This is a genomic window from Chitinophaga sp. 01L420, assembly GCF_056399985.1.
The window spans coordinates 287,933-309,525 of sequence record NZ_JBFTSK010000008.1 but is presented as its reverse complement, the minus strand read 5'-3'; the positions used below and the strand labels follow the sequence as shown (position 1 = coordinate 309,525).

Sequence of the window (21,593 nt, the reverse complement as noted above, 5' to 3'; positions counted from 1 at the left end):
AATGAGTAATGGCCTTACAGGTTATAGTGCTAAAGCCTTGAACAAAGCCGAGTATCCTTTGTCATTTGGCGAGAGTGGTACATAAAGTACCATATACAATGTGTGTAACATTGCATATGGCGACTAATTACTGTCTTATAACCAACCAATAGTGGCCTTCCCGGGAAAACCGGCTTAGCCTGAATGCATAAAAAAATACTATCTCAACAAACGCTATCTACCGTCAGTATTATCAGCAGGGTGATCTGTTCGGTATTGTAAGTTTTTGACTATAGAAATTGGCAGTCTGGTGCTGATTTCTATAGCAGATGCAAATAGCCTGCAACATAGAAGATTCCCATTCGTGATACTATACCAAAATCAGTTCTATTCAATTATTAAAACTAAAAAATGATGAAGTCAACCAAGAAATGTCTTTTGCTTTTTATGCTCTTTTGCATAGGAAGCATGTTTGCTTATGGGCAGGGGAAAATGACAGTTACAGGTGTCATTAAGGATGGCACAGGCGCAGTTCTTGAAGGAGCTACTGTGGGCGAAAAAGGTACCGTCAACGGTGTATTGACCGGCAAACAGGGTACATTTACTATTAACGTAAAACCAGATGCAAAGCTGGTTATTTCTTTTATTGGATATGTAACACAGGAACTGCCAGCAACCTCTTCTATGCACATAACGTTGGTACCTAGTGTACGAACTACTGATGAGGTAGTGGTGACGGCACTTGGTATCAAAAAACAATCCAAAGCATTAGGATACGCTGTATCCAAAATAGATGCTGACAGGATTATGATTAGTGGTACCCCTTCCAATCCCTTACAGGCACTCTATGGTGCTGCACCCGGCGTACAGGTGGCTGCAACAGCAGCGGGCCCTACTGCCGGTATGAAAATCAACATTCGTAATGCAGTATCTTTTGACGAGAATTCCACCACACGTCCGCTGATTGTGGTAGATGGTGTGCCCATTCATGACCAGAATACCAAAATGGGTTTTGCCGCTACAGATCGTGACAACGGAACTGGTATTAACGATATCAACCCTGACGACATTGCTTCTATGGAAATTCTCAAAGGAGCGAAAGCATCTGTATTGTATGGTAGTGAAGGTGCTAATGGTGTGCTGTTGATTACTACCAAAAGTGGTACTAAAGGAACAGGGCTTGGAGTATCCGCTTCTTATACTACTTCATGGGACCGCGCAGCTTTCCTGCCTAAATTACAAAATGAATATGGTACAGGTTCCAGCCCCAGCAACCCCAGAAATGATGCGGATGGATATTATCTTGATGTGAACGGAAAAAGAGCGCTGGCAACTACATTGGGAGATGGTACCGGTGCCCAGGCATTTGGACCAAAATTTGACCCCAGCGTGAAGGTTTTATGGTGGGATGGCGTAGAAAGACCATGGCAGGCGCAAACCAAAAATATCTATAATGACCTTTACCAGACAGGGCATCAAAATACCACAAACGCGGCAATAAGTGGTGGAGGCGAACAGGGACAGTTCCGTTTCTCCTACACTAATTTAAGTATGACGCCGATCAGACCAGGTTCTCAGTATGATAAAAATACTTTTAGTCTTAGTGCGTCTGGTAAAATAAACGATAACATCACCCTTAAATATTCCGGTAACCTGTATCTTTCCAGGAACCTGAATGCTTCCAACCTGAGCACCATGAACGGAGAAGGTCAGCAGGCAGAAATTGGAGCCTTCAGTGCTGATATTAATGTTGGTCTGTTAGAATCGCATCTGTTAACACCAGATGGCTATAACTACTTTGCCAGCCCAAGCCGTAGGAACTTAATATCCAATGGTAGAAAAGGGGTGGTTGGTTTCCTGTGGGATCAACTCTATAACAAATCTATTTTCTCAAGATTGCATACTATTCAGTCATTATCTGCTGATATAAAAATCAACAAAATATTTAGTGCTACGCTGATGGGTGGTATTGATTATAGCACAGAGCGGAATGAATATAAAGGCAGATTGCTGGACCCGCAGTTATTAGGCCCCACCAGTGGTATGATGTATAGTGATATGACTAATATATTTAGAAATACCTATGGTCAGGGTATGTTAAATTTCGATACTAAAATAAACAGTGATTTTGATTTATCCGGTTTTGTCGGAGGTGTGATCAGACAAAATTATACAGAAGGAAAAGGTGCATCTGTAAATGGTTACGGCCCGGGATTGATGGGTATTCCTAACTTCTTCTCGTTTACTAATTTGCCACTGGGCGTATCACCAACTTACCAGGCTATAAACGGACAGGATATATTGTATAGCTTATTGGGATCTGCACAGCTGGCATGGAGAAACCAGGTTTATATTGAAGTACAGGGTAGGCAAGACTGGTCTTCTATTTTACCTCCAGGCAATAACCATTATTTCTACCCAGGTATAAGTGCCGCCTGGATTTTAAGCGAAAGCTGGAAGTTGCCGGAAGTGTTTGATTACGCCAAAGTAAGGGCATCATGGGCAAATGTGGGACGTCCGGGACCACGCTATTTCAGTAACGTAAACTATGATGTTTCTCAAGTAGGTGGTGGATATGTGTTTACTCCTCCCGGCGATATTCCTCCAATGGATGGTAATGGCGTACCCAACTTAAAACCTGAGCGTAAACGTGAATTGGAAGTAGGCTTTGAAACTTATCTGTTGAAGAACAGAAGAATCGGTGTAGACTTCTCGTATTACAAATCTGATATCTACGACCAGATCATGGCAGTAGCTGCCCCTCCGGGAACAGGAGCTAAGAATCAGCGCATGAATGCTGGTGACGTGATGGCCAAAGGATGGGAACTGGCTATTAAAACAAAACCGGTTTTAGCCAAGGATTTTGAATGGGATTTGAATCTGATGTTTGCACACGGTAAAACTGTTGTTAAAAAACTGGATGGCAAACTGCAATCTCTTACCTTATGGAGTTCATTTGGTGCTGTAAATACAGTGGCTAATGTAGGCGAGGAGTATGGTCAGATTTACCTGACTAAGTCAACTTACACTTACAATAATCCTGATAAAGCAGATGATCCGGCTAACGGCAAAAAAGTAGTAAATGCTGCAGGATCTGCTTATGACTACAAAAGCACTGCAAAATTGATTGGTAAAACAATTCCTGATATATCAGGTGGCATCTTCAATTCCTTTTCCTACAAAAACTTCCGCCTGGTTGCAAATATCGACTACCAGTTTGGCGCTACGTTCTTGTCAGGATCAGAAACTTATATGATGGCTGCCGGTGCGTTGAATGAAACACTGAAATACAGAGATGCAGCACATGGTGGCGCGGCTTATTACTTAGATGCTAATTCCAAAAAAGTAGCTGGTAATAATCCCAATGGCGGACCTACCTTCCATGATGGTGTGATATTGGATGGCGTTAGCACTGATGGTAAAACAAATACAAAAGTAGTTTCTGCGGACAATTACTATTACGATTCATACTTCTCAAATGGTTTCTTCCCTGAAGACAGAATCTTTAAAAGCGACTATATAGCACTGCGTAACGTAGCACTCGACTACAATCTGGGTCGGAAGATTGCTCAAAAAATCCGCATGAACAGTCTGACGGTATCTGTTTTTGCAAACAACGTGGCTTATCTTTATAAAGCGGCGCCAAATTCAGTACCGGAATCCACTAACGGAACCGGCTGGGGCGTAGGTTCCTATGGAACAACAGCATTACCTGCACAACGTTCAATAGGTATTTCTATCAAAACTAAATTCTAAAAGCAACTAAGATGAAATACATACATTTAAAATCACTTTTCTTACTTACGTTGTTAATATCCTCCGTAGGATGTAAGAAGAAATTGGAAGAATTATATCAGAATCCGGATGGATATTCGAAAGATATGGCGGATAAGTCCGGCGTAAGTGTTATTGCCGGATTCTTCACTTCTCAGCTAACGCAGGGATTCTTTTTGAGTGGAGATTATGGTTCTGTTTATCACCAGGTAAGAAGTGGAGGAAGGATTACGGCTAGTGGCATTCAAATTTATAACGTAATGTCAGAAGGGGGTGCATACTCGCTTGCAGATGTTGAGCATGACTGGGGGACAGGTGGTTTTAACGAATCTATTTTCAACTTCGTGAATACCCAATGGATCACGCCAATAATCTGGGCACAACGGGAATACAATAAAACAGCACCGGATAAACGTACTGTTTCAGATAGCCTGTATATCACCTTAATGCATGTTTTAAAGGGGTATGCCTATCAAAGAGCGACCGACATGTATGATAAGGTGCCATACATAGAAACAGGTACTGCAGGTGGATTGGACGGACTTAAAGCAAAGTATCTTGGTCAGGCGGAAATCTATCCGAAAATAATCAACGAATTGAAAGCTGCTGATGCAACGCTGACGAATCTGACACTCACTTCTACCCAGCAGGCATCCTTTAATCAACAGGATATCCTTTTTGGTGGAAATCTTTTGAAATGGCGTAAGTATATTAATTCATTGAGATTACGTTGTGCAATGAACGTAAGCGAGGTGACGCCTGCGCTTACAAGGCAAGTGCTGACAGAGTTGCAGGGCAAGCCTTTATTGACCGACTATAACGATGTAGCTGGTGTGGCCGACATCGCTGTTATTGCACTGAATCGTATTTGTAATGAATTAGGAATTACACGTTCTTTCAGGGAAAGAGGGGCTGATTTCACAGCAGGGAAAAAATTCCTGCAGGACGTGATGTATTGTCAACCGACCGAAGGCAGCAAGGTGGTAAACGGAAAAACATTATTCTATTTTAGTGGTGATAATTCCGCAACAGGTTTGTTGAATGGTACTGTTGATCCGCGTGTTTCTTATATCTTCTCCCCAGACTGTATTGGCAGATACCTGGGTACTGAAACAAAATGGGATGGCAATGCAGATCCAAATAGTTATTTAAATAAAGTTTTGCGTGGCTACTACATCAACGATCCTATCATGACTGACATTTCAAAGACCACCTTTTATTATGGTCCAAACAAAAGCCTGTCAATTGAATTGGATGCAGCGTCAAAAACAGATCTGAGCAAACGTGAAGCATTCCTGTTAAATGCACTTCGCAGCAGACTCGCTAATTCCGAGGACACTGATGGGAACGTAGGTTCTGAAAGAAATCTGGTTGCCGCATATAATGTACGCCCCGAATTCAACTTTGCACTGAAGTTTCCAACCATTCACGCGGTTGAAACAGAGCTTTCATTGGCTGAAGCAGCAGTAAGAGGTTGGGGGCAACTGAATGGAAGTGCCCGCGAACACTACAAGAATGCGATCATTTTGTCCTGCAAATACTGGTATGAACTGAATAACTCAAATCAGTATTCAAAGACCACTTTGCCGGCGATGCCAACCACGATGGATGATTCGAGAATCAATGCCAAACCTGCTATGGAATATAATGCAAGTGCTTTTGCTGAAAATGCCGCCCAGAAATTTGATGCCATGTCCAGCGTGCAACAGGTACAGGCAATTTTTAATCAGCTGCAGCTGCACTACAATATGATAAACTTTGAAGTGCCATACACCGCTGCCCGCAGATTAATTAAATATGTGGGTACAAATCCAGCTTCTATGTATGATAAATACAAATGGAAAGAAAGAATGAGCTATCCAAGCAGCATTCAGGCTTCCGATCCCGAAGGTTGGAATATCATCAGCTCTACCAATAACCCGGATCTTCCGGTGTGGTTTACAGGTCGTACTACCAAATGGAAGAATGCACTGGAATAGGAATGAGAAGTCTTAAAAAATAGAAAAGAGAACGTCGCAAAAATGAAATGCGCGTAAAACATAATCTTCTGGCAGGTGAAGCAGACACCTCCTGATGGTTTAATAGCAAAGTGAAGACAGCAATAAGGCCGCCATTGTGCGGCTTTATTGCTTTTGTATAAATGACTGGATATTAGCTAGACCGGATTTTAGCACTTGGTTTCATAGAGATTCTCCAATGGTAAATCTACTATCTGGATAAGTAGCCTCAAACGCTGTGTGGTAGTGGGTAGACATGTTCCATTGCTGATAGCCTTGCCTGTATTAGTTTGTTTAACTGTTATTGCAATATGAATTTATCGTGGTGTAAAAAAATGAAATCGTAATAAATTGATCTGCTATATTTGCCATCACCATGCAACACACATGAAGCCCAACGAAAATTAATTGTTTATACCCATCCATATTATGTACTATGAACCCGTATAACCCATGGTTGGCGCCTCATATGAAAGCAAGTTAACCGTTAAGAATGCTTTTTATATTTTATCATTGATACTATTCTTATGAACAAAAAACATGTTGCAATACTTCCGGCAATCGCATTGCTGGGAAGTCTGTTAAGTTCCTGTAGCAAACAGTTAACTCAAAAAGATCAGCTCCGTCCGGATGAGCTGAAAGGCGCGTCAATAGCCGAGCTCCGTGGATTCGCGGATGCCCAGTATAACCTGCTGGGGTTTGGTTATGATCTTACGGGTACCTACGGGAGCGCTACCTCCGCTACCTACCAGGTGATTGATGTTGCCCGCCTGAGCACTGAGCAGCCCGGCCGCGTGGAAATCATTCAAACACAAGGTCAGGATCAGCAACTGATATCTGGTATTAACTGTGAAAATTACTCGAGAAATTTGTCGCAAAAGTTACAAGTAACTGACACGCTGAAACTCTTTTCCGGCACGTTGAAATCCGCTTTCCAAGATAGTAGCGCTTATTCATCCAAGTATGTTTACAGCAGTTACAACATCCAGATCAAACAGCGTACATTGAAATTTGCAGCGGATAATTCCGTGCTCAGGAACTATCTCTCCGCTGCCTTCAAGGCGGATATACTCAGCAGTTCACCTGCGCTGTTGGTGAGTCGCTATGGTACACATGTCATGTCGGGCATTCTGCTGGGAGCAAAACTGAATTTCATGTACCAGGCACGAACCCGGAGTGAGGATCGTTCAAGCGCTGCTTCTTCTGGTTTGAAAACTGCGGCTGGTACATCTTTTAACGTAAATGTAGAGGGTGCAGCCGGTTCCAGCTATTCCAGCACGAATACCTCCCAACGTTTATATTACCAGACCATTGGTGGTGACCCTACCAAGGGGCTTTTCGGTATTATCGATCTGACGAATGGTACTCCTGCTCCAAAGATAGATATTGCAGCTTGGCAGGGCAGCGCAAGCCTGGCGAATTCGGAGCTCATTGATATCAACCGTAATGGCCTGATACCTATTTACGATCTGATTGCCGATCCGGTAAAGAGTGCTGCGGTGAAGGCATACGTAATCCAATACCTGATTGATCATCAGATAAAGACGAACAGTGATCCTGTACGTGTTTATTATAACACTATCATCAACCATCATACGATGACGATCGATCCCTATGATTACGACTATGCAGGTAATAACTGGACAGACGTAGGCATTAATTTCCATGCCTTCACCTCCCAGGTAGAAGGATCTTTGCCAGTGTATGAATATATCAATTATACATCTGGTAACCATGTGTTTACTATCGTCAAGGATGATTACCCTTATGCACAGAATAATTTTGTGTTACTGGGGATTAAATTCTATGCGTTTCTGACACAGGTGCCAGGTAGCGTGCCGGTACACGTGCTTCACAATAGCGGTATTAATAACCACACCTATACTATCGACAGGTATAGCTATCCGTTTGAACAGCATGGCTACACCTATCTAGGCGTTGGTTTCTATGCATTCAGATATCCGGTAGCACGCTAGTGCCAATCCAAAATTACCGGGTAAAGTTTTTAGCTTTACCCGGTAAATAATATCATAGGCTGTATTATGTCAGATTTAAAGCAGTAAAAAGACAAGACCCTAAACTTCTTATTTACCTGCTATGTGTTTCTGCAGCATGTTTAGTAGTGGCGATAGCCACCTGTTTCATTCCGGCAATACACTTTCTTCAACGCTATGCAGCAATAGGCATAGTAGTGGGACTCACTATTCCGAATCTCTTTCAGCTATATAAAGAAATTGGAGAGTGCGTATTGGCGGATGATGAAATCATCCTTGTGCATGGAGAAAATATTGTCAGATACCCCATATCAGAAGTTACCGATATAAAGTTTCTTGAAGAACGATAGGAAAGTCGCTGTCTTACACTTTTCTTCATCAATTTGCATCATACATTTCTATTGTATTAGATGAAAGCAAACATAACCTGCCCACTATAGAATGGCAGCTTGCATATTATATATATAAAATACGCTATTTTACCCCGAAATAGTGAATATACTAACAAACATTGCGATGATGATAATAGCAAAACCGCTCGCCATCACTTATCTTCGTTACAATCGTGGACATAGTAAATCGCCAAAATCACTTTAGGACCAATTATATATCGTTGTGAAAAAGAGCTCCTGCAGCGTATTGCGGCAGGTGACGATATGGCGTTTACCCATCTTTTCCATACTTACCATCAACAGCTGGGGGAATACATCTGCAGGATCACGGGGTCTATCACGGCGGCAGAAGAAATTGTGCAGGAAGCATTCGTAAAGATATGGACCAAGAGGCACCTGCTCAATGATGTAGAGAATATCAAATCCTATTTGTATCGGTTGTGCAGGAATCAAACCCTGAATAACCTGCGGCAGCTCGCAAAAGAAAGAGCTAACCAACATGAGTGGGTCCAAACGGCAGGCAGTGTTATGGAGGACGAATTGAATAAGGAAACCTATTTCAGGTTGATCGATGAAGCTGTGACCAAGCTACCACCCCAACAACAAAGGGCTTATTTACTGAGCCGCAGTGAAGATCTGACTTATGAGGAAATAGCCAATCGGATGAACATTTCCCGGGATACGGTTAAAAAACATCTCCAACTGGCTGTAAGGTTTATTATGAATTACGTGCGTCAGCACGCCGGTATGCCGGTTATAGCCATCGGCATTTTCTCTTCTTTGGTATAAAAATCGCTCTCCCGAAAAAAAAGTTTACAGCGCATTACCCCTTTTGCCGACTTTCTGTGTCTTACCCCTGAAAAATGCATCCACATAATGATGAGCGAAAGACAGCATTACCTTTTCCAGCGATACTTTGAAAAACTGGCCACTCCGGAAGAAGCGGCTGAACTAATGTCGTGGTTGGCCGAAAACGCATCCGACCAGGAGGTGTTGTCATTGATGGATGGAACCTGGGAGAGCTTTGTTCCCACGCAGCCGGTATTTGATGAGGAAAAGAGCAACCGGATGTTGCTGTATGCACTTCAGGCACCTGTAGAAAAACAGCGAATGAAATACTGGCGCAGTTGGGCCGCTGCCGCTGCTATTCTTCTGCTGCTTTTGTCCTCGGGCTACCTGCTGATGAAGAAAACTTCCCCAGCGGTACATCATCATCAACTGGCTAAATTAAAAAACGATATCACGCCGGCGAACGGGAACGTAGTATTAACACTTGCCAATGGTGCCAGTATTGTGCTGGATGATGCGGCTAATGGCCATCTTGCCAGTCAGGGAGGGAGTAGTATTATAAAACAAAACGGGCGGCTATTGTATGCGGTGGCTGGCAAAAGCGGGACAACCACGATATACAATACCATCTCTACTGCCAGGGGAAAGCAATATATGGTAATACTCTCGGATAGTACCAAAGTATGGCTGAATGCCACCTCTTCACTTCGTTACCCGGCTGTTTTTGATGACACTATCCGAAAGGTGGAACTAAGTGGAGAAGCCTATTTCGAAGTGGCACATAATAGGAAGGCTCCATTTATCGTGGCTACGGTTGCTCCTGCCGGCGGACGAAGCGCAGAAGTAAGGGTGTTGGGCACTCATTTTAACGTAAAGGCTTACAAAGATGAATCACTCGTTAAAACGACACTGCTGGAAGGCAGTGTGCGTATGTCAACCATAAAAGATGCTACTACCAAAACCAGGATCTCTGCTTTGCTGGCACCTGGCCAACAGGCACAACTCTCCCATCTTTCAGGGGAGGACGATCATAACATTCACCTGGTAAAAGAAGTAAACGTTCACCAGATCCTCRCCTGGAAAAATGATTTGTTCGATTTCGAAAATGAAACTATTCAGGACATCATGCGGCAACTGACACGCTGGTATGATATAGAAGTGGAATTTAAAGGAGATATCCCGGAGAAGCACTACTACGGGGCTATCCGCCGGCAGGTAAATATTTCAGAAGTATTTAAAATGCTGGAAATAGCAGGAAATGTAACCTTTACTATCAACGGTAAAAAAGTATACGTACAGAAAAAATAATATCAACCTACAGCATCGGTAGCAATAGCTAACATATTCCCTAACACGAACATTAATATTTCACACGTATGAAAATTCGAGTTGTCTGCTCTGCTAATGGCAGAACGAAATGGGTCAGGTTCACCAAACTGATCTTTCTTTTTCTCACCTTCTCGGCAATGCAATCGTTTGCCAAAGCCTATTCACAAAAAATCAACGTCAACCTGAAGAGCGTATACCTGGACAATGTTTTTAGAGAAATTCAACGACAAACAGATTACTTGTTTCTGTATACTGCCGAAGAAGTTAAAAAAGCAGGTAAAGTAAATGTCAGTGTAAAAAATAGTACAGTAGAAGAAACGATGCAGCAATGCCTGTCGTCAACAGGCCTGGGTTTTCATATTGTGGATAAAACAATTGTACTGGACCCGAATCCAGTTGCAACGGATAATTCAGCCAAGCGTGTGGCGCACCAGAAGATATCCGGTACCATTATACACCAGGAAACAAAAGAACCATTGATTGGTGTAACCATCATCATCAAAGGCACCAAAACAGCTACTATCTCCGACAGCAAAGGTCACTTTGAAATTGACGCAAACCCGGGACAGACAATGGTGTTGACCTATGTAGGTTTTGCTGCCAAAGAAATAGTCATCAGCAACCAGACATCCCTGAATATTCAATTACAGGAGCAGCCTAAATCAGTATCTGAAATTGTAGTAGTAGGCTACGGCACTACAAAAAGAACGGACCTCACCGGCTCTGTGGGTACGGTGAATGCAAGTGACCTGGGTAAGGTAACCACTACTAATCTGGGACAGGCCATCCAGGGACGTATGAGCGGTGTTCAGGTAACGCAGACTTCTGGTCAGCCAGGTGCAGGCGCCGATATAAAAGTGCGTGGCGTAGGTTCTGTAAAATCCGGTAACAGCCCGCTGGTATTGGTAGATGGTTTTGTAGGCAATATGAACGACATCGATGCGGATGATGTGGAGTCTATTACCGTGTTAAAAGATGCATCTGCTGCAGCCATCTATGGATCAAGGGCAGCGAATGGCGTGTTGCTGGTCACGACTAAGAAAGGAAAAGCCGGTAAAGCATCTGTAGAATTTAAATCTGAAAACGGGTGGCAGTCACTAACTAAAAAGCCGCGCTACCTTAATGGTCCTGAGTGGGCCCAACATCAGAATGAAGCCCGGCAATACAATGGTAAATCCCCTTTCTGGGTAGATGCGACTGCGCCTGAAACCATTACGCAGTGGACGGATTGGTCTGACTACGTATTCAGTACAGCTCCTATACAGGATTATCACCTCGGTGTGAGCGGTGGTACTGATAAAACCCAGTACGCCATAGGAATAGGTTATGTTAATCAACAGGGAACTATCATCGGCACAAATTTCGACAGAATTAATACCCGTATCAATTTTCAACAGGAGATCACAGATCATATCAGAACAGGTATTAACCTCAGTTATATCCGCTCTGCTTATACCACTACCATCACTGCGTTTTCATCTTCGCAGCCCGCTGCATTAAATGGTATTACGGCGGCACCACCTACCATCCCCGCTTATAATCCGGATGGACTTCCCGGGGCGCCACGTCCCGGATATCCCGGCGAAGCCTATATTACAAATACTACCTGGAAAACACCTTCTATCGCCAATGACATCCTGGATAATCTTTCCCGGAGTAATAAAACCTTCGGAAATCTTTTTGCAGAAGTAGACCTGATAAAGGGATTAAAATACAGACTGGTAGTAAATGGTTCTGTTATGAATAATTTCAATGAAGAATGGACCAGCAAATGGGCTATCTATTCTCCTGCAGATCTTAATCACACTACGCCGCTGGCGCAGGGAGCTACTGCCAGTTTACGTAATTTATCCAAAGAAAGTTATGTGTGGGAAGTACAAAATCTGTTAACCTATGTGAGAACTTTTGGAAAACACAGTATCAACGCATTACTCGGCGTGTCATACGAAAAAGGCGATGGGTACCAGTTTGATGCTTCGAAAACAGATTTCCCCAACAACGATTTACAGGTGCTTGGCGCAGGTAATACACTGGGCGCCATCAACGGCGGATATGTAGATCCTTATTCCCTCACCTCACAGTTTGGCCGCATCAATTATTCCTATAACGACAGATATCTCTTCCAGGCCAATATACGTCGTGATGGCTCCTCAGTGTTTGCACCGGGTAAACAGCAGGGCGTTTTCCCGTCTTTCTCTGCGGGATGGCGCGTATCACAGGAGCCATTCATGAAACAACTGAAAGCCATCAGCAACCTGAAAATCAGGGGTAGCTGGGGACAGCTGGGAAATGCCAATATTCCGGCCTATTCGTGGATCAGCACCATTGATGTTACCGGAGGTGCTGTATTCGGTAATCCGCAAACAAGACAGCCGGCATATTTCCCCAACCAGATGTCTAACGAAAACGTAAAATGGGAAACTACCACCACTACTGATATTGGTTTGGAGTTAGGCTTGTTCAACGACCGCATCACCTTTGAAGGAGATGTATACAATAAGAAAACAACAGACATGCTGTTGGACGCCACCATTCCATTCACCGCAGGCTTTACATCTGGTCCGGTAGTGAACATTGGAGAAGTTCAGAACAAAGGCTGGGAGGTACTGTTGCGCTACCAGGATAACATCGGAGATTTTAATTACAGCGCTTCCGTCAATCTTTCCCACAATCAAAATAAACTGGTAAACCTGGGCGGCGTAAAATCAATGCTGACCGGACCCCTGAAATCAGATGAGGGGCTGCCATTATACGCATACTGGGGCTTTCAGGCAGACGGCATCTGGAGGACCAAAGATGAAATCAATGCAAACCCTCACCGCAGCGGCGACAGGCCCGGCATGGTACGTTTCCTGGATCTGAACAACGACAAACAGATTACAGATGCAGATAAAACTGTTATCGGTAGCTATCTCCCGAAATATGTATATGGCTTTAATGCCGCATTTCGCTGGAGAGGAGTCGATGTATCTATTTTGTTCCAGGGAGAGAAAGATAAGGACATGCTTGTTGAATCAGTATTTGGTGGGAACGGGGAAGGAGAAGATAATAACATAGACAGATATTACTGGGATAACAGGGCGATACTTGATAAAGACGGTAACGTAACCAGTGGCACTACACCCGCCGCCGGTGCGGTAAAGGGAGATGCTATCTGGAGTAGCTACCTGGTACAGGACGCCTCTTATCTGAGGATTAAAAATTTGCAGATAGGTTATACCCTGCCTAAAAAATGGATAGCACCATTGCGGATACAGTCGCTGCGATTATATGCCAACGGCACCAATTTAGTTACCTGGACTAAGTTTATTGGTTATGATCCTGAAATGAAACCATCAGAACCCAGCGGTATTAATGCTTACTCCCGCGGGGGAGTAGACGCATATCCGGTAGCCAAATCAATCACCCTGGGCGCAAGACTTATTTTCTAAATCTTTAATCGGCAGTTATGAAAAAGATACTAAAGCTTTCCACCTTATTACTGTGTATTCTCTGTCTGACGCAATCGGGATGTAAGAAAAACTTTTTATCATCTTACCCGAAAAATAATCTTTCAGAAACTAATTTTTATAAAACAGAAGATGACTTCACCAGCGCCGTAAACGGTATTTATGATGCGATGCAGGCCGACAGAGAATTGAGCTTTTTTCCGATGACGGATATCGCTACTCCCTATGCTGGTTTTGGTGATACACGCTTTGGACAATATGACAATGGGATATTTGGTATAACCGATGGCTGGCTAATGGGGCAAACTTTATGGGTAGCGTGGTACCGGGTAGTGTTCAGAGCCAACCTGGTGTTAGATCATATTGATGCCAAAGATGTAACCCTCTCGGCGGCCATGCATGACAGGTTGAAAGGAGAAGCGTTATTTCTCCGCTCACTCGCCTATTTTTATCTTGCTAATCTGTATGGAGATGTACCGCTGATCACACGCGTATTAAAATATGAAGAACTGCTTACGCCCCGCAATAAAAAGTCGGAAGTAGTAGCGGCTATCATCGCGGATCTTAAAACAGCAGAAACATTATTGCCTTCTGTTACTACCTATCGCAGCAAAAAATCGCTGCTGGGAAGAGCCAGCAAAGGAGCGGCTAAATCGCTGTTGGGTAAGGTATATGTATATGAAAAAATGTGGCCGGAAGCAGCAGCTAAATTAAATGAAGTAATCAACGTGGATAAAGACTATGACCTGGAACCTCAGTTCCTGGACTTGTTCTGGCCATCTACAGAAAATGGCAAAGAATCCATTTTTGAAATTCAATATGCAGGCGGTGTAAAAGAAGGGAATTCTTATGTGCGTTTTGCCGCGCCCAATACCACCTCGCTGATATCCACAGCAGGATTTGGTTATGTAACACCAACAGAAGATTATACCAATTTATTTGAAACCACCAATGGTTACCCGGTAACCAGCACCTTTGTAAGCAGGGTAGCAGCGGGAAGTGCTTATCGCTATAAGTTTACCTATGCATCCACTGATCCGGCCTTTGATCCATCTAAACCATACAACAACCGGGACCCGCGACTGGCGTGGACGGTATGGTATGAAAATACCCCCTACATCGCAGAGTTTCAGGCCCGCACCGGCCAGAGTGGAGTAAATTATCTACAGCAATATGCGAATGAAAACGGGCATAATACGGTGAAGTATGTCATCGGGAAATTAGATCTCACTGCCGGTGACAGCCCAGGTAATATGATCCTGATCAGGTATGCAGATGTTTTATTATTGTACGCAGAAACATTAATAGAATTGAATCGCAGCGCGGAAGCCGCCACCTATATTAATAAAGTACGTCAGCGTCCCAGTGTTGCCATGCCTACCATACAGGTGCTGGAAGTGGTACAACATAAAACTATTATTGCAGATCAACAGGCAATGCGAAATTTCCTGCATGAGGAACGCTATCGTGAACTGGCTTTCGAGTGGGGACACCTGTACATGGATCAGATCAGATGGGATGTATTTGCAGATGAAATCGTGAAGTACTGGACTGCCGGGAAATGTGGTGGTAATAATCCTGCACTGAATAGCTTCGATAAACGTCATTATCTGTGGCCTATTCCTGCAGAAGAAAGAAATAAAAATCCACAGTTATCTCAGAACCCTGGTTATTGAGTAGCATGTGTGTTGCAGGTATAATAACAGTTGACGGTTGGATGCCTTCAACTGTTATTATACCTTCTTCTTTACATGCCCTATATTTCACCTACAATTAATTTGGAAAGCAAACGCTATTTAAGAAAAGTAGCCGAAATTGTTCCCGGATTTAATAATGAGAAAGAATAGAAGATGTATCCAGGCAATATTATTTTTGAATTGGGAAGAGATATCGACCCGACCATACCCTCGCTGAGGGCTAATCACATTAAAGATTTGGAGAACGGGGAGCTGATGGCATTAAAAAAGGTGTTGCAAATTAATGATCATTTGCCCGAGGCATCTTTGATGGCGGTTGCAGAAGCAATGCATAAGTATCCGGATCTGAGGCTGACTTTCTATAGCCATGCAGACGTTACACGGATCGACTGGAGTGTTTTTTCTCATGTACGTCATTTGTCAATTGGTGGAAAAGGAAACTGGGAGCATATAAATTTTTTGGAGCAGATGCCATTGCTGGAATCATTGGAATTAATAGCTCCATTGAAATGCAAGGCTTCGTTGTTGCCAATAGAAAACCTCCGGCAGCTGAAGCGACTTAGTTTGAACGGCATTCAAAAAGATGTGGATAAAATTGTCTGGCTAAATGGCCTGGACTCATTAGGATTGTGTGTTGGGAAGTTGAAGGATCTGGCATTTATGGCTAATATTCCTTTTATAAAAAATCTTAGTATAAGTTATACGCAGGCATCTGATTATAAAGTGCTGCTGAATACAAAGGGACTAAAAATCCTGAATTTGCTGGGTTTAAGAGGCTTTCAGGAAGAAGATGCCTACAGCTTACAACAGATACCGGAGTTGAAGTTGCTCACGATGTCAAGATGTTCTAAAATCAAATCAATTGAATTTGTGGCAGGCTTGCAGCAACTAAAAAAATTACGTTTGGGCAGTATGAGTATATACTCTTATGATCCTTTGTATGAGCATGAAACATTGCAGGTCATCTCAACACACTCAATAGAACCTGCAAACAAATCTTTAAAAGGTGTTTACCATATACCGCACGTATACCTTGGAGGACGTTTCCCGAAACAGGAAATAGAGGCCTTCCTGGCTGGTTTTACCGGTAAGGATGCAATTATTGGCGGGGTGCAGTTAAAAGGTGCTATGGAGGAATATAATTTCATATACCATGTCAATGAAGTAACGGATGTTTAAGGATTTCTTAAGATAGATATTAATAGGAAAGGGTGTAACTAAAAAAGCCCTTCCCTATTTAAAAATCTATCAGGCATAAAATTATTACATACCTGCCCTTTTCTCCTCTTCATTTTTATTTTCTTGTTTGCTCTTCTGCGTAGATTTTCCAAAGCTATAACTGAGGGTAATGGCCATCTTCCGGTTACCATTCCAATGCTGCATCTGGTTGTCAATAATACTTTTCTCCCGGAACTTTAAGCGTATAAAATAGGTGTCAAATATATCGTAGTAGTTGATTCTGGAATTTAGTCTTCCTTTCATCCAGCTTTTCTGAACACCGAGATCAACACTGGCCATTGGTTTGACGGTATAAAGACCGCGTCCTCCTGCGGAGCGGTAAAAATAGGAGATGTCGAAAGTGATTCCTTTGGGTAATGTAAACACCTGGCTGCCCGAAATAGTATAGTCAAATACAGGAATAGCATAGGTTACGCCGTGATAAGGTGTCTTCTCTTTTTTATAGGTTCCACTGATGGTATGATTCATTTTCCACCAGCTATAAATGGTAAAAGGGAAACTCACGTCGATACCACCAAAATCATTATAGGGTAAGTTTCTGCCGAGGTATTGGAGTACATTGGTAATGCTGTCATATTCCGGATAACGGGTCATAGGGTCCGATTCTCTGCCAAAATACACGGAAATATTAAGTGCCCGTCGGGTGTAAGCAATCGTAAACATATCCGTTTTAGACGGCAGCAGATATGGATTGCCCACATAGTAATTAAGCGGACTATTATAAAAACGGAAAGGATTCAGTTGAGCAAAGTTAGGACGTGTCATACGCCGGCTGTAGGAGAGGTGGAGTTGCTGGGAGGGTCGGAGCGGAAACGTAAAGCTGAAGCCGGGTAGCCAGGTTAAATAATCTCTTGTTGTTAACTCATGTTGCGAAATAGCATTGCCCGTACTGTGTGTATGTTCTGCCCGCAGACTCACGCCATAGCTCCATTTGTTAACAGCACCTTCATAAGCAATATATCCTGCTGAAATGTATTCATCGTATTGAAAATTATTGGTGCGGTTGCTGTCGGGCGCAAAAATGGCTGCATGGGTAAGGGTATCATAACGCAATTTATTTTTTGTGGTGGTAAAAGCAAACCTGCCGCCGGCGCTCCATTTCCCCTTACCAGCATTTCCCGAAAGATCTGCCTGTACAGCACGGATCAGGATATCATTTTTTAGGTCAGTTTTCCAGTAATCCAGGAGATAGTGGGTGACCGCATTTTTTGTTTGTATATCCTCATTTTGATGGTTATTTATTTTTAGGAGAGAAGACAATACTTCCAGCTGAGTGTTGCCCAGTTGGCCGCTATAATTGAGATTGATGGCATAAGTATACTGTTTGGGGCCTCCGTTATTAACGCTGTAGGTTTCAGAAACCAGTTTTTGCGCCGTGGCATCAGTGTTATGGAGCGTGTTGAAGGAATAGATGTCGCGGTTTGCCTGAAAGGCGCGGGCCATGATCTCAATGCGTTGCGACTTTGTAAAGCTGTAGTCTGCGCCCAATTGATAGTTGAAATTATTGTTGCCGGTCAACACAAGGGTGTTGGTGGCCATTATATTGGTATTGGCCAGGTGCTGTAAAGCGGCATACTGGTAGATGCTTTTGCCGCCAGTATAACCCAGCCGGGCGGTATAGGCAATCTTCCTTGTTTTGTAGGTGAGCAACAAATTATTATCAGCCAGATGATATTCATTTTGCTGGATGTTGGTGCTGATGTTGCCTTTCCAGCCCAGTGTGAGGTCACGTTTCAGTTTAATGTCAATGATACCTTTGTATTCGCCATTATATTTGGAAGAAGGATTGGTAATGATGTCAATAGATGCTATCATATCGGGCGAAAGGCTGGCCAGATAGTTTTGCAATTCTTCCGGACTCATGGGAACTGGCTTTCCGTCAATGAATAAACCAGGCGTTATGCCTCCGGACATTTGARGCGTGCCATCTCCATCTATCCGGAGGCCTGGTATTTTTTTCAGGATATCGAAGGTGTTGGCGGCAGCCGTGAAAAGTGGATTGCCGGAAATATTAAGGACCAACCTATCTGCCAGTCGTTGGAAGACAGGCTTTTGTCCGCTGACAATTACTTCGTTTAACTGGCTGGCAACTGTTGTCATGGAAACATCGCCAAGATAGATCGTATTACCTAAGGCATTTTCCAGTATCACATCTCTATACAATTTGTTATATCCAAAAGAGGAAAACAACAGGGTATACCTGCCGCTGAGGAGGCCCGGTAGTTCAAAAATACCGGCAGTATCGGTGACCTGCCCCTTGATTAGGGTGGAATCTTTTAGTGAAAGCAGGCTAACGGAAACGAACCCGATGCCTTGACCGGTTTTGTCATCGACCGTTTTTCCTTTGATATTTATTTGGGCATTAACGGAAAAGCAGACTACTATCAGCAGGCTAAATACCAGGTAAAATTTTGTCATCATCAACAGTTTTCCGCAAACGTAATGAGGAGACAGRCAGTAGGGGTTTGACATCCGGAAATCAGGCGTACGGATTTATAAAACCGGACTGTTTAAATTGTATGTGCCTGGTTATCAGTGACGTATTTAATGGCTTTTTTCAAGGCTTTCTTTATAAAGTGCCGGCGTGGTATCCTTTATTTTCCTGAAAGCAGCATAGAATGTTGATTTCGAATTATAGCCTACCTCATATCCGATGGCTTCAAAAGTGAGGTGACTGTTGCAGGTAATTAATTTGCAGGCTTCCCGGATTCTGTATTCGTTAATATAGGTAGAAAAACTTTTGCCGACATTGTCGTTCAGTAATTGTGATAGTTGATGCGGAGTAATATTAATATGTTTCGCCAGATCATTTAACTTAAGGTTAGGGTCCTGATATAGTTTCTTATCTAGTATTACACTTTCTAATTTTTCTACCCACACCAATGCATCTGTAGTCGCTATTTTCTTTTTTTCTTGTTTAATGGATAGCCGGGTATTTTCAAATTTTGCACCATTTAGCTGATAGAAAATGGCCAGATATAATAACGCGGAAAGCAAAACGGGGCCGCTGATATACAGGTAGCAGGCAACTCCCGACCATGACAATATATAAGTTATACAGATCACACAGTTACTCAGATACAGCAACAGCCAGAATTTATCCGTTTCATTGAGTGCCGTCGCATTTACAATAAAAGTCTTTAATACATCTTTTAGCAGAACGCCGGTGGCTACCAGGTAAATCATCCATTGCCCATATATCACATAAGTAATCGTATGTTTCCAGGTATCAGGATAAGTTTGATACGGAATAAAAATCCCCGTTAAGATAATGATCCCTATCAGCGCRCCCCAGGTCCATTTCCATGAATCAGGAATGGTGGTCAGCTTTTGTGTTGCCGACCTGAAAAAGTAATACAGCGAAGGACCAATAAGAAAACAGGCGGATAGCCCTATTTGCAAATATATTTTAGGCAATGAAGGATGGAAATATAAAAAGACGGACTTAATAACCCGGAAACTCAGTGTCAGCAGCAGGATAGACAGAAAAATAGTAGGGAGCGTTTTTTTTCTTTTACTAAAGAAAAGATAAAGACTAAGGATCATGCCGTTAAAGGCGCCCAGGGCACTAACAAAAAATAATATTTGCTGACCAATATTCATGGATGAACGATACGTGTTTTTACAGATGAAATATAAGCGAATTTTAAATAGTACAATGTTGTGATTTTTCTAGCAGACATGAAAATTTGAGATGTAATTGATAGAATATCCATTACGATGTATTGATATTAAAATATATATTTTAGCGCCATTTAATTAAACCCTATGAAAAGATTATTACTCGCCTTATGCCTTGTACTAACATTCAGTGCCTGTGAACAATTTGAATTTTAAAAAGCAGCAACAGCAGGAAGAACTCAGTGCAGGACAGTAAGGTTTAAAAAATAAAAATTATTACATATTTGAGTGATGATAGAACGCAAAGGCAGCAGAAAGAGGGCATATATTGTTTGGATTACTTCTAAAAAGGATTTACACACGAAAAAAGGCCAGGGTATTTTATCCTGGCCTTTTTTTGTCTAAATTCACCAACAGAATTGAATCAGCATGGAAATATTCGGGACAACCAAACATAAAATCATCCATGGCGATGCGCTGCAGGCATTGCAAACAATGGTGCCGGATAGTTCAGTAGACCTGCTCTTTGCCGATCCTCCTTATAACATAGGCAAGAACTTTAATGGACATATTGAAAAATGGGATACGGAAGAAGCTTACCTGGACTGGTGTTACCAATGGCTGGACCTTTGTTTGCAAAAGCTGAAACCTAATGGTAGCCTATACGTTATGACCGCTACGCAGTTCATGCCTTATTTCGATATCTACCTGCGGCAGAAAATAAACATTCTTTCCAGGATTGTATGGAGCTACGACAGCTCGGGAGTGCAGGCCCGTAAATACTTTGGCTCCATGTATGAGCCTATCTTATATGCTGTGAAAGATAAAACGAATTATACCTTCAATGCAGGCGATATCCTGATAGAAGCCAAAACGGGCGCGAAAAGAAAACTGATTGATTACCGGAAAGCAGTACCAGCTGCCTATAGTACCGAAAAGGTTCCCGGCAATGTTTGGGATTTTGCCCGTGTACGTTACCGCATGGATGAATATGAAAATCACCCTACCCAAAAGCCGGTGGCATTGCTGGAACGTATCATCAGGGCTAGCTCCAACGAGGGCGATATCATACTGGATCCTTTTTCAGGCACTTTCACTACCTGTACTGTGGCAAAAGAACTGGGCAGAAATTGTATAGGTATCGAAATGCAGGAAGAATATATAAAGATAGGGCTGCGAAGAATGCAGCTGGCAGCCGAGTACAAAGGAGAACCATTAAAACGTGCGATACGCTCCTTTGAAAATGATGTGATGTAAATGGCTGTTCGGAGGAATTTTGCCTTCGGGTCTTCTTTAAAGCAACCCCCGCGATAAAGTATGGGATCGTAACAAT

The 21,593-nt window shown here is 42.8% G+C and carries 11 protein-coding genes; 9 read left to right on the top strand and 2 right to left on the bottom strand.

Going from position 1 to position 21,593, the window contains the following annotated elements; genetic code table 11:
• Positions 1 to 390 precede the first annotated feature (390 nt).
• From AC1DP6_RS11265 to AC1DP6_RS11230, 8 genes are all read left to right on the top strand, one after another.
• Complete coding sequence (locus AC1DP6_RS11265) at positions 391 to 3,735, top strand: SusC/RagA family TonB-linked outer membrane protein (protein WP_477054882.1); 3,345 nt, start codon at positions 391 to 393, stop codon at positions 3,733 to 3,735.
• An 11-nt stretch (positions 3,736 to 3,746) separates the two neighbouring features.
• A complete protein-coding gene (locus AC1DP6_RS11260) occupies positions 3,747 to 5,732 on the top strand; it encodes a SusD/RagB family nutrient-binding outer membrane lipoprotein (protein ID WP_477054881.1) in 1,986 nt (661 codons plus the stop codon).
• Between the two features lie 545 nt (positions 5,733 to 6,277).
• Positions 6,278 to 7,726: an MAC/perforin domain-containing protein gene (locus tag AC1DP6_RS11255; protein WP_477054880.1), complete on the top strand. Its 1,449-nt coding sequence runs from the start codon at positions 6,278 to 6,280 to the stop codon at positions 7,724 to 7,726.
• A 596-nt stretch (positions 7,727 to 8,322) separates the two neighbouring features.
• A complete protein-coding gene (locus AC1DP6_RS11250; protein ID WP_477054892.1) occupies positions 8,323 to 8,925 on the top strand; it encodes an RNA polymerase sigma factor in 603 nt (200 codons plus the stop codon).
• 87 nt (positions 8,926 to 9,012) lie between these two features.
• The gene (locus AC1DP6_RS11245) at positions 9,013 to 10,233 is read left to right on the top strand and encodes a FecR family protein (protein ID WP_477054879.1); all 1,221 of its coding nucleotides are present in this window, start codon (positions 9,013 to 9,015) and stop codon (positions 10,231 to 10,233) included.
• A gap of 68 nt (positions 10,234 to 10,301) precedes the next feature.
• The gene (locus AC1DP6_RS11240) at positions 10,302 to 13,685 is read left to right on the top strand and encodes a TonB-dependent receptor (protein WP_477054878.1); all 3,384 of its coding nucleotides are present in this window, start codon (positions 10,302 to 10,304) and stop codon (positions 13,683 to 13,685) included.
• Between the two features lie 17 nt (positions 13,686 to 13,702).
• Positions 13,703 to 15,379 (top strand): RagB/SusD family nutrient uptake outer membrane protein, encoded by a 1,677-nt coding sequence (locus AC1DP6_RS11235; RefSeq protein ID WP_477054877.1) that lies wholly within the window; start codon positions 13,703 to 13,705, stop codon positions 15,377 to 15,379.
• A gap of 174 nt (positions 15,380 to 15,553) precedes the next feature.
• Positions 15,554 to 16,579 carry a leucine-rich repeat domain-containing protein gene (locus AC1DP6_RS11230; protein WP_477054876.1) on the top strand — a complete coding sequence of 342 codons (1,026 nt, stop codon included), beginning with the start codon at positions 15,554 to 15,556 and terminating at the stop codon, positions 16,577 to 16,579.
• 84 nt (positions 16,580 to 16,663) lie between these two features.
• Here the strand turns inward: AC1DP6_RS11230 and AC1DP6_RS11225 are convergent, their stop codons facing one another.
• Positions 16,664 to 19,057: a TonB-dependent receptor gene (locus tag AC1DP6_RS11225; RefSeq protein WP_477054875.1), complete on the bottom strand. Its 2,394-nt coding sequence runs from the start codon at positions 19,055 to 19,057 to the stop codon at positions 16,664 to 16,666.
• Positions 19,058 to 19,183: 126 nt separating this feature from the next.
• Positions 19,184 to 20,242, bottom strand: coding sequence for a helix-turn-helix domain-containing protein (locus tag AC1DP6_RS11220; RefSeq protein WP_477054874.1), 1,059 nt, complete (start codon positions 20,240 to 20,242; stop codon positions 19,184 to 19,186).
• Between the two features lie 447 nt (positions 20,243 to 20,689).
• Between AC1DP6_RS11220 and yhdJ the strand changes: the two genes are divergently transcribed.
• Positions 20,690 to 21,517 carry an adenine-specific DNA-methyltransferase gene (gene yhdJ / locus AC1DP6_RS11215; protein ID WP_477054873.1) on the top strand — a complete coding sequence of 276 codons (828 nt, stop codon included), beginning with the start codon at positions 20,690 to 20,692 and terminating at the stop codon, positions 21,515 to 21,517.
• The last annotated feature ends 76 nt before the right edge of the window (positions 21,518 to 21,593 follow it).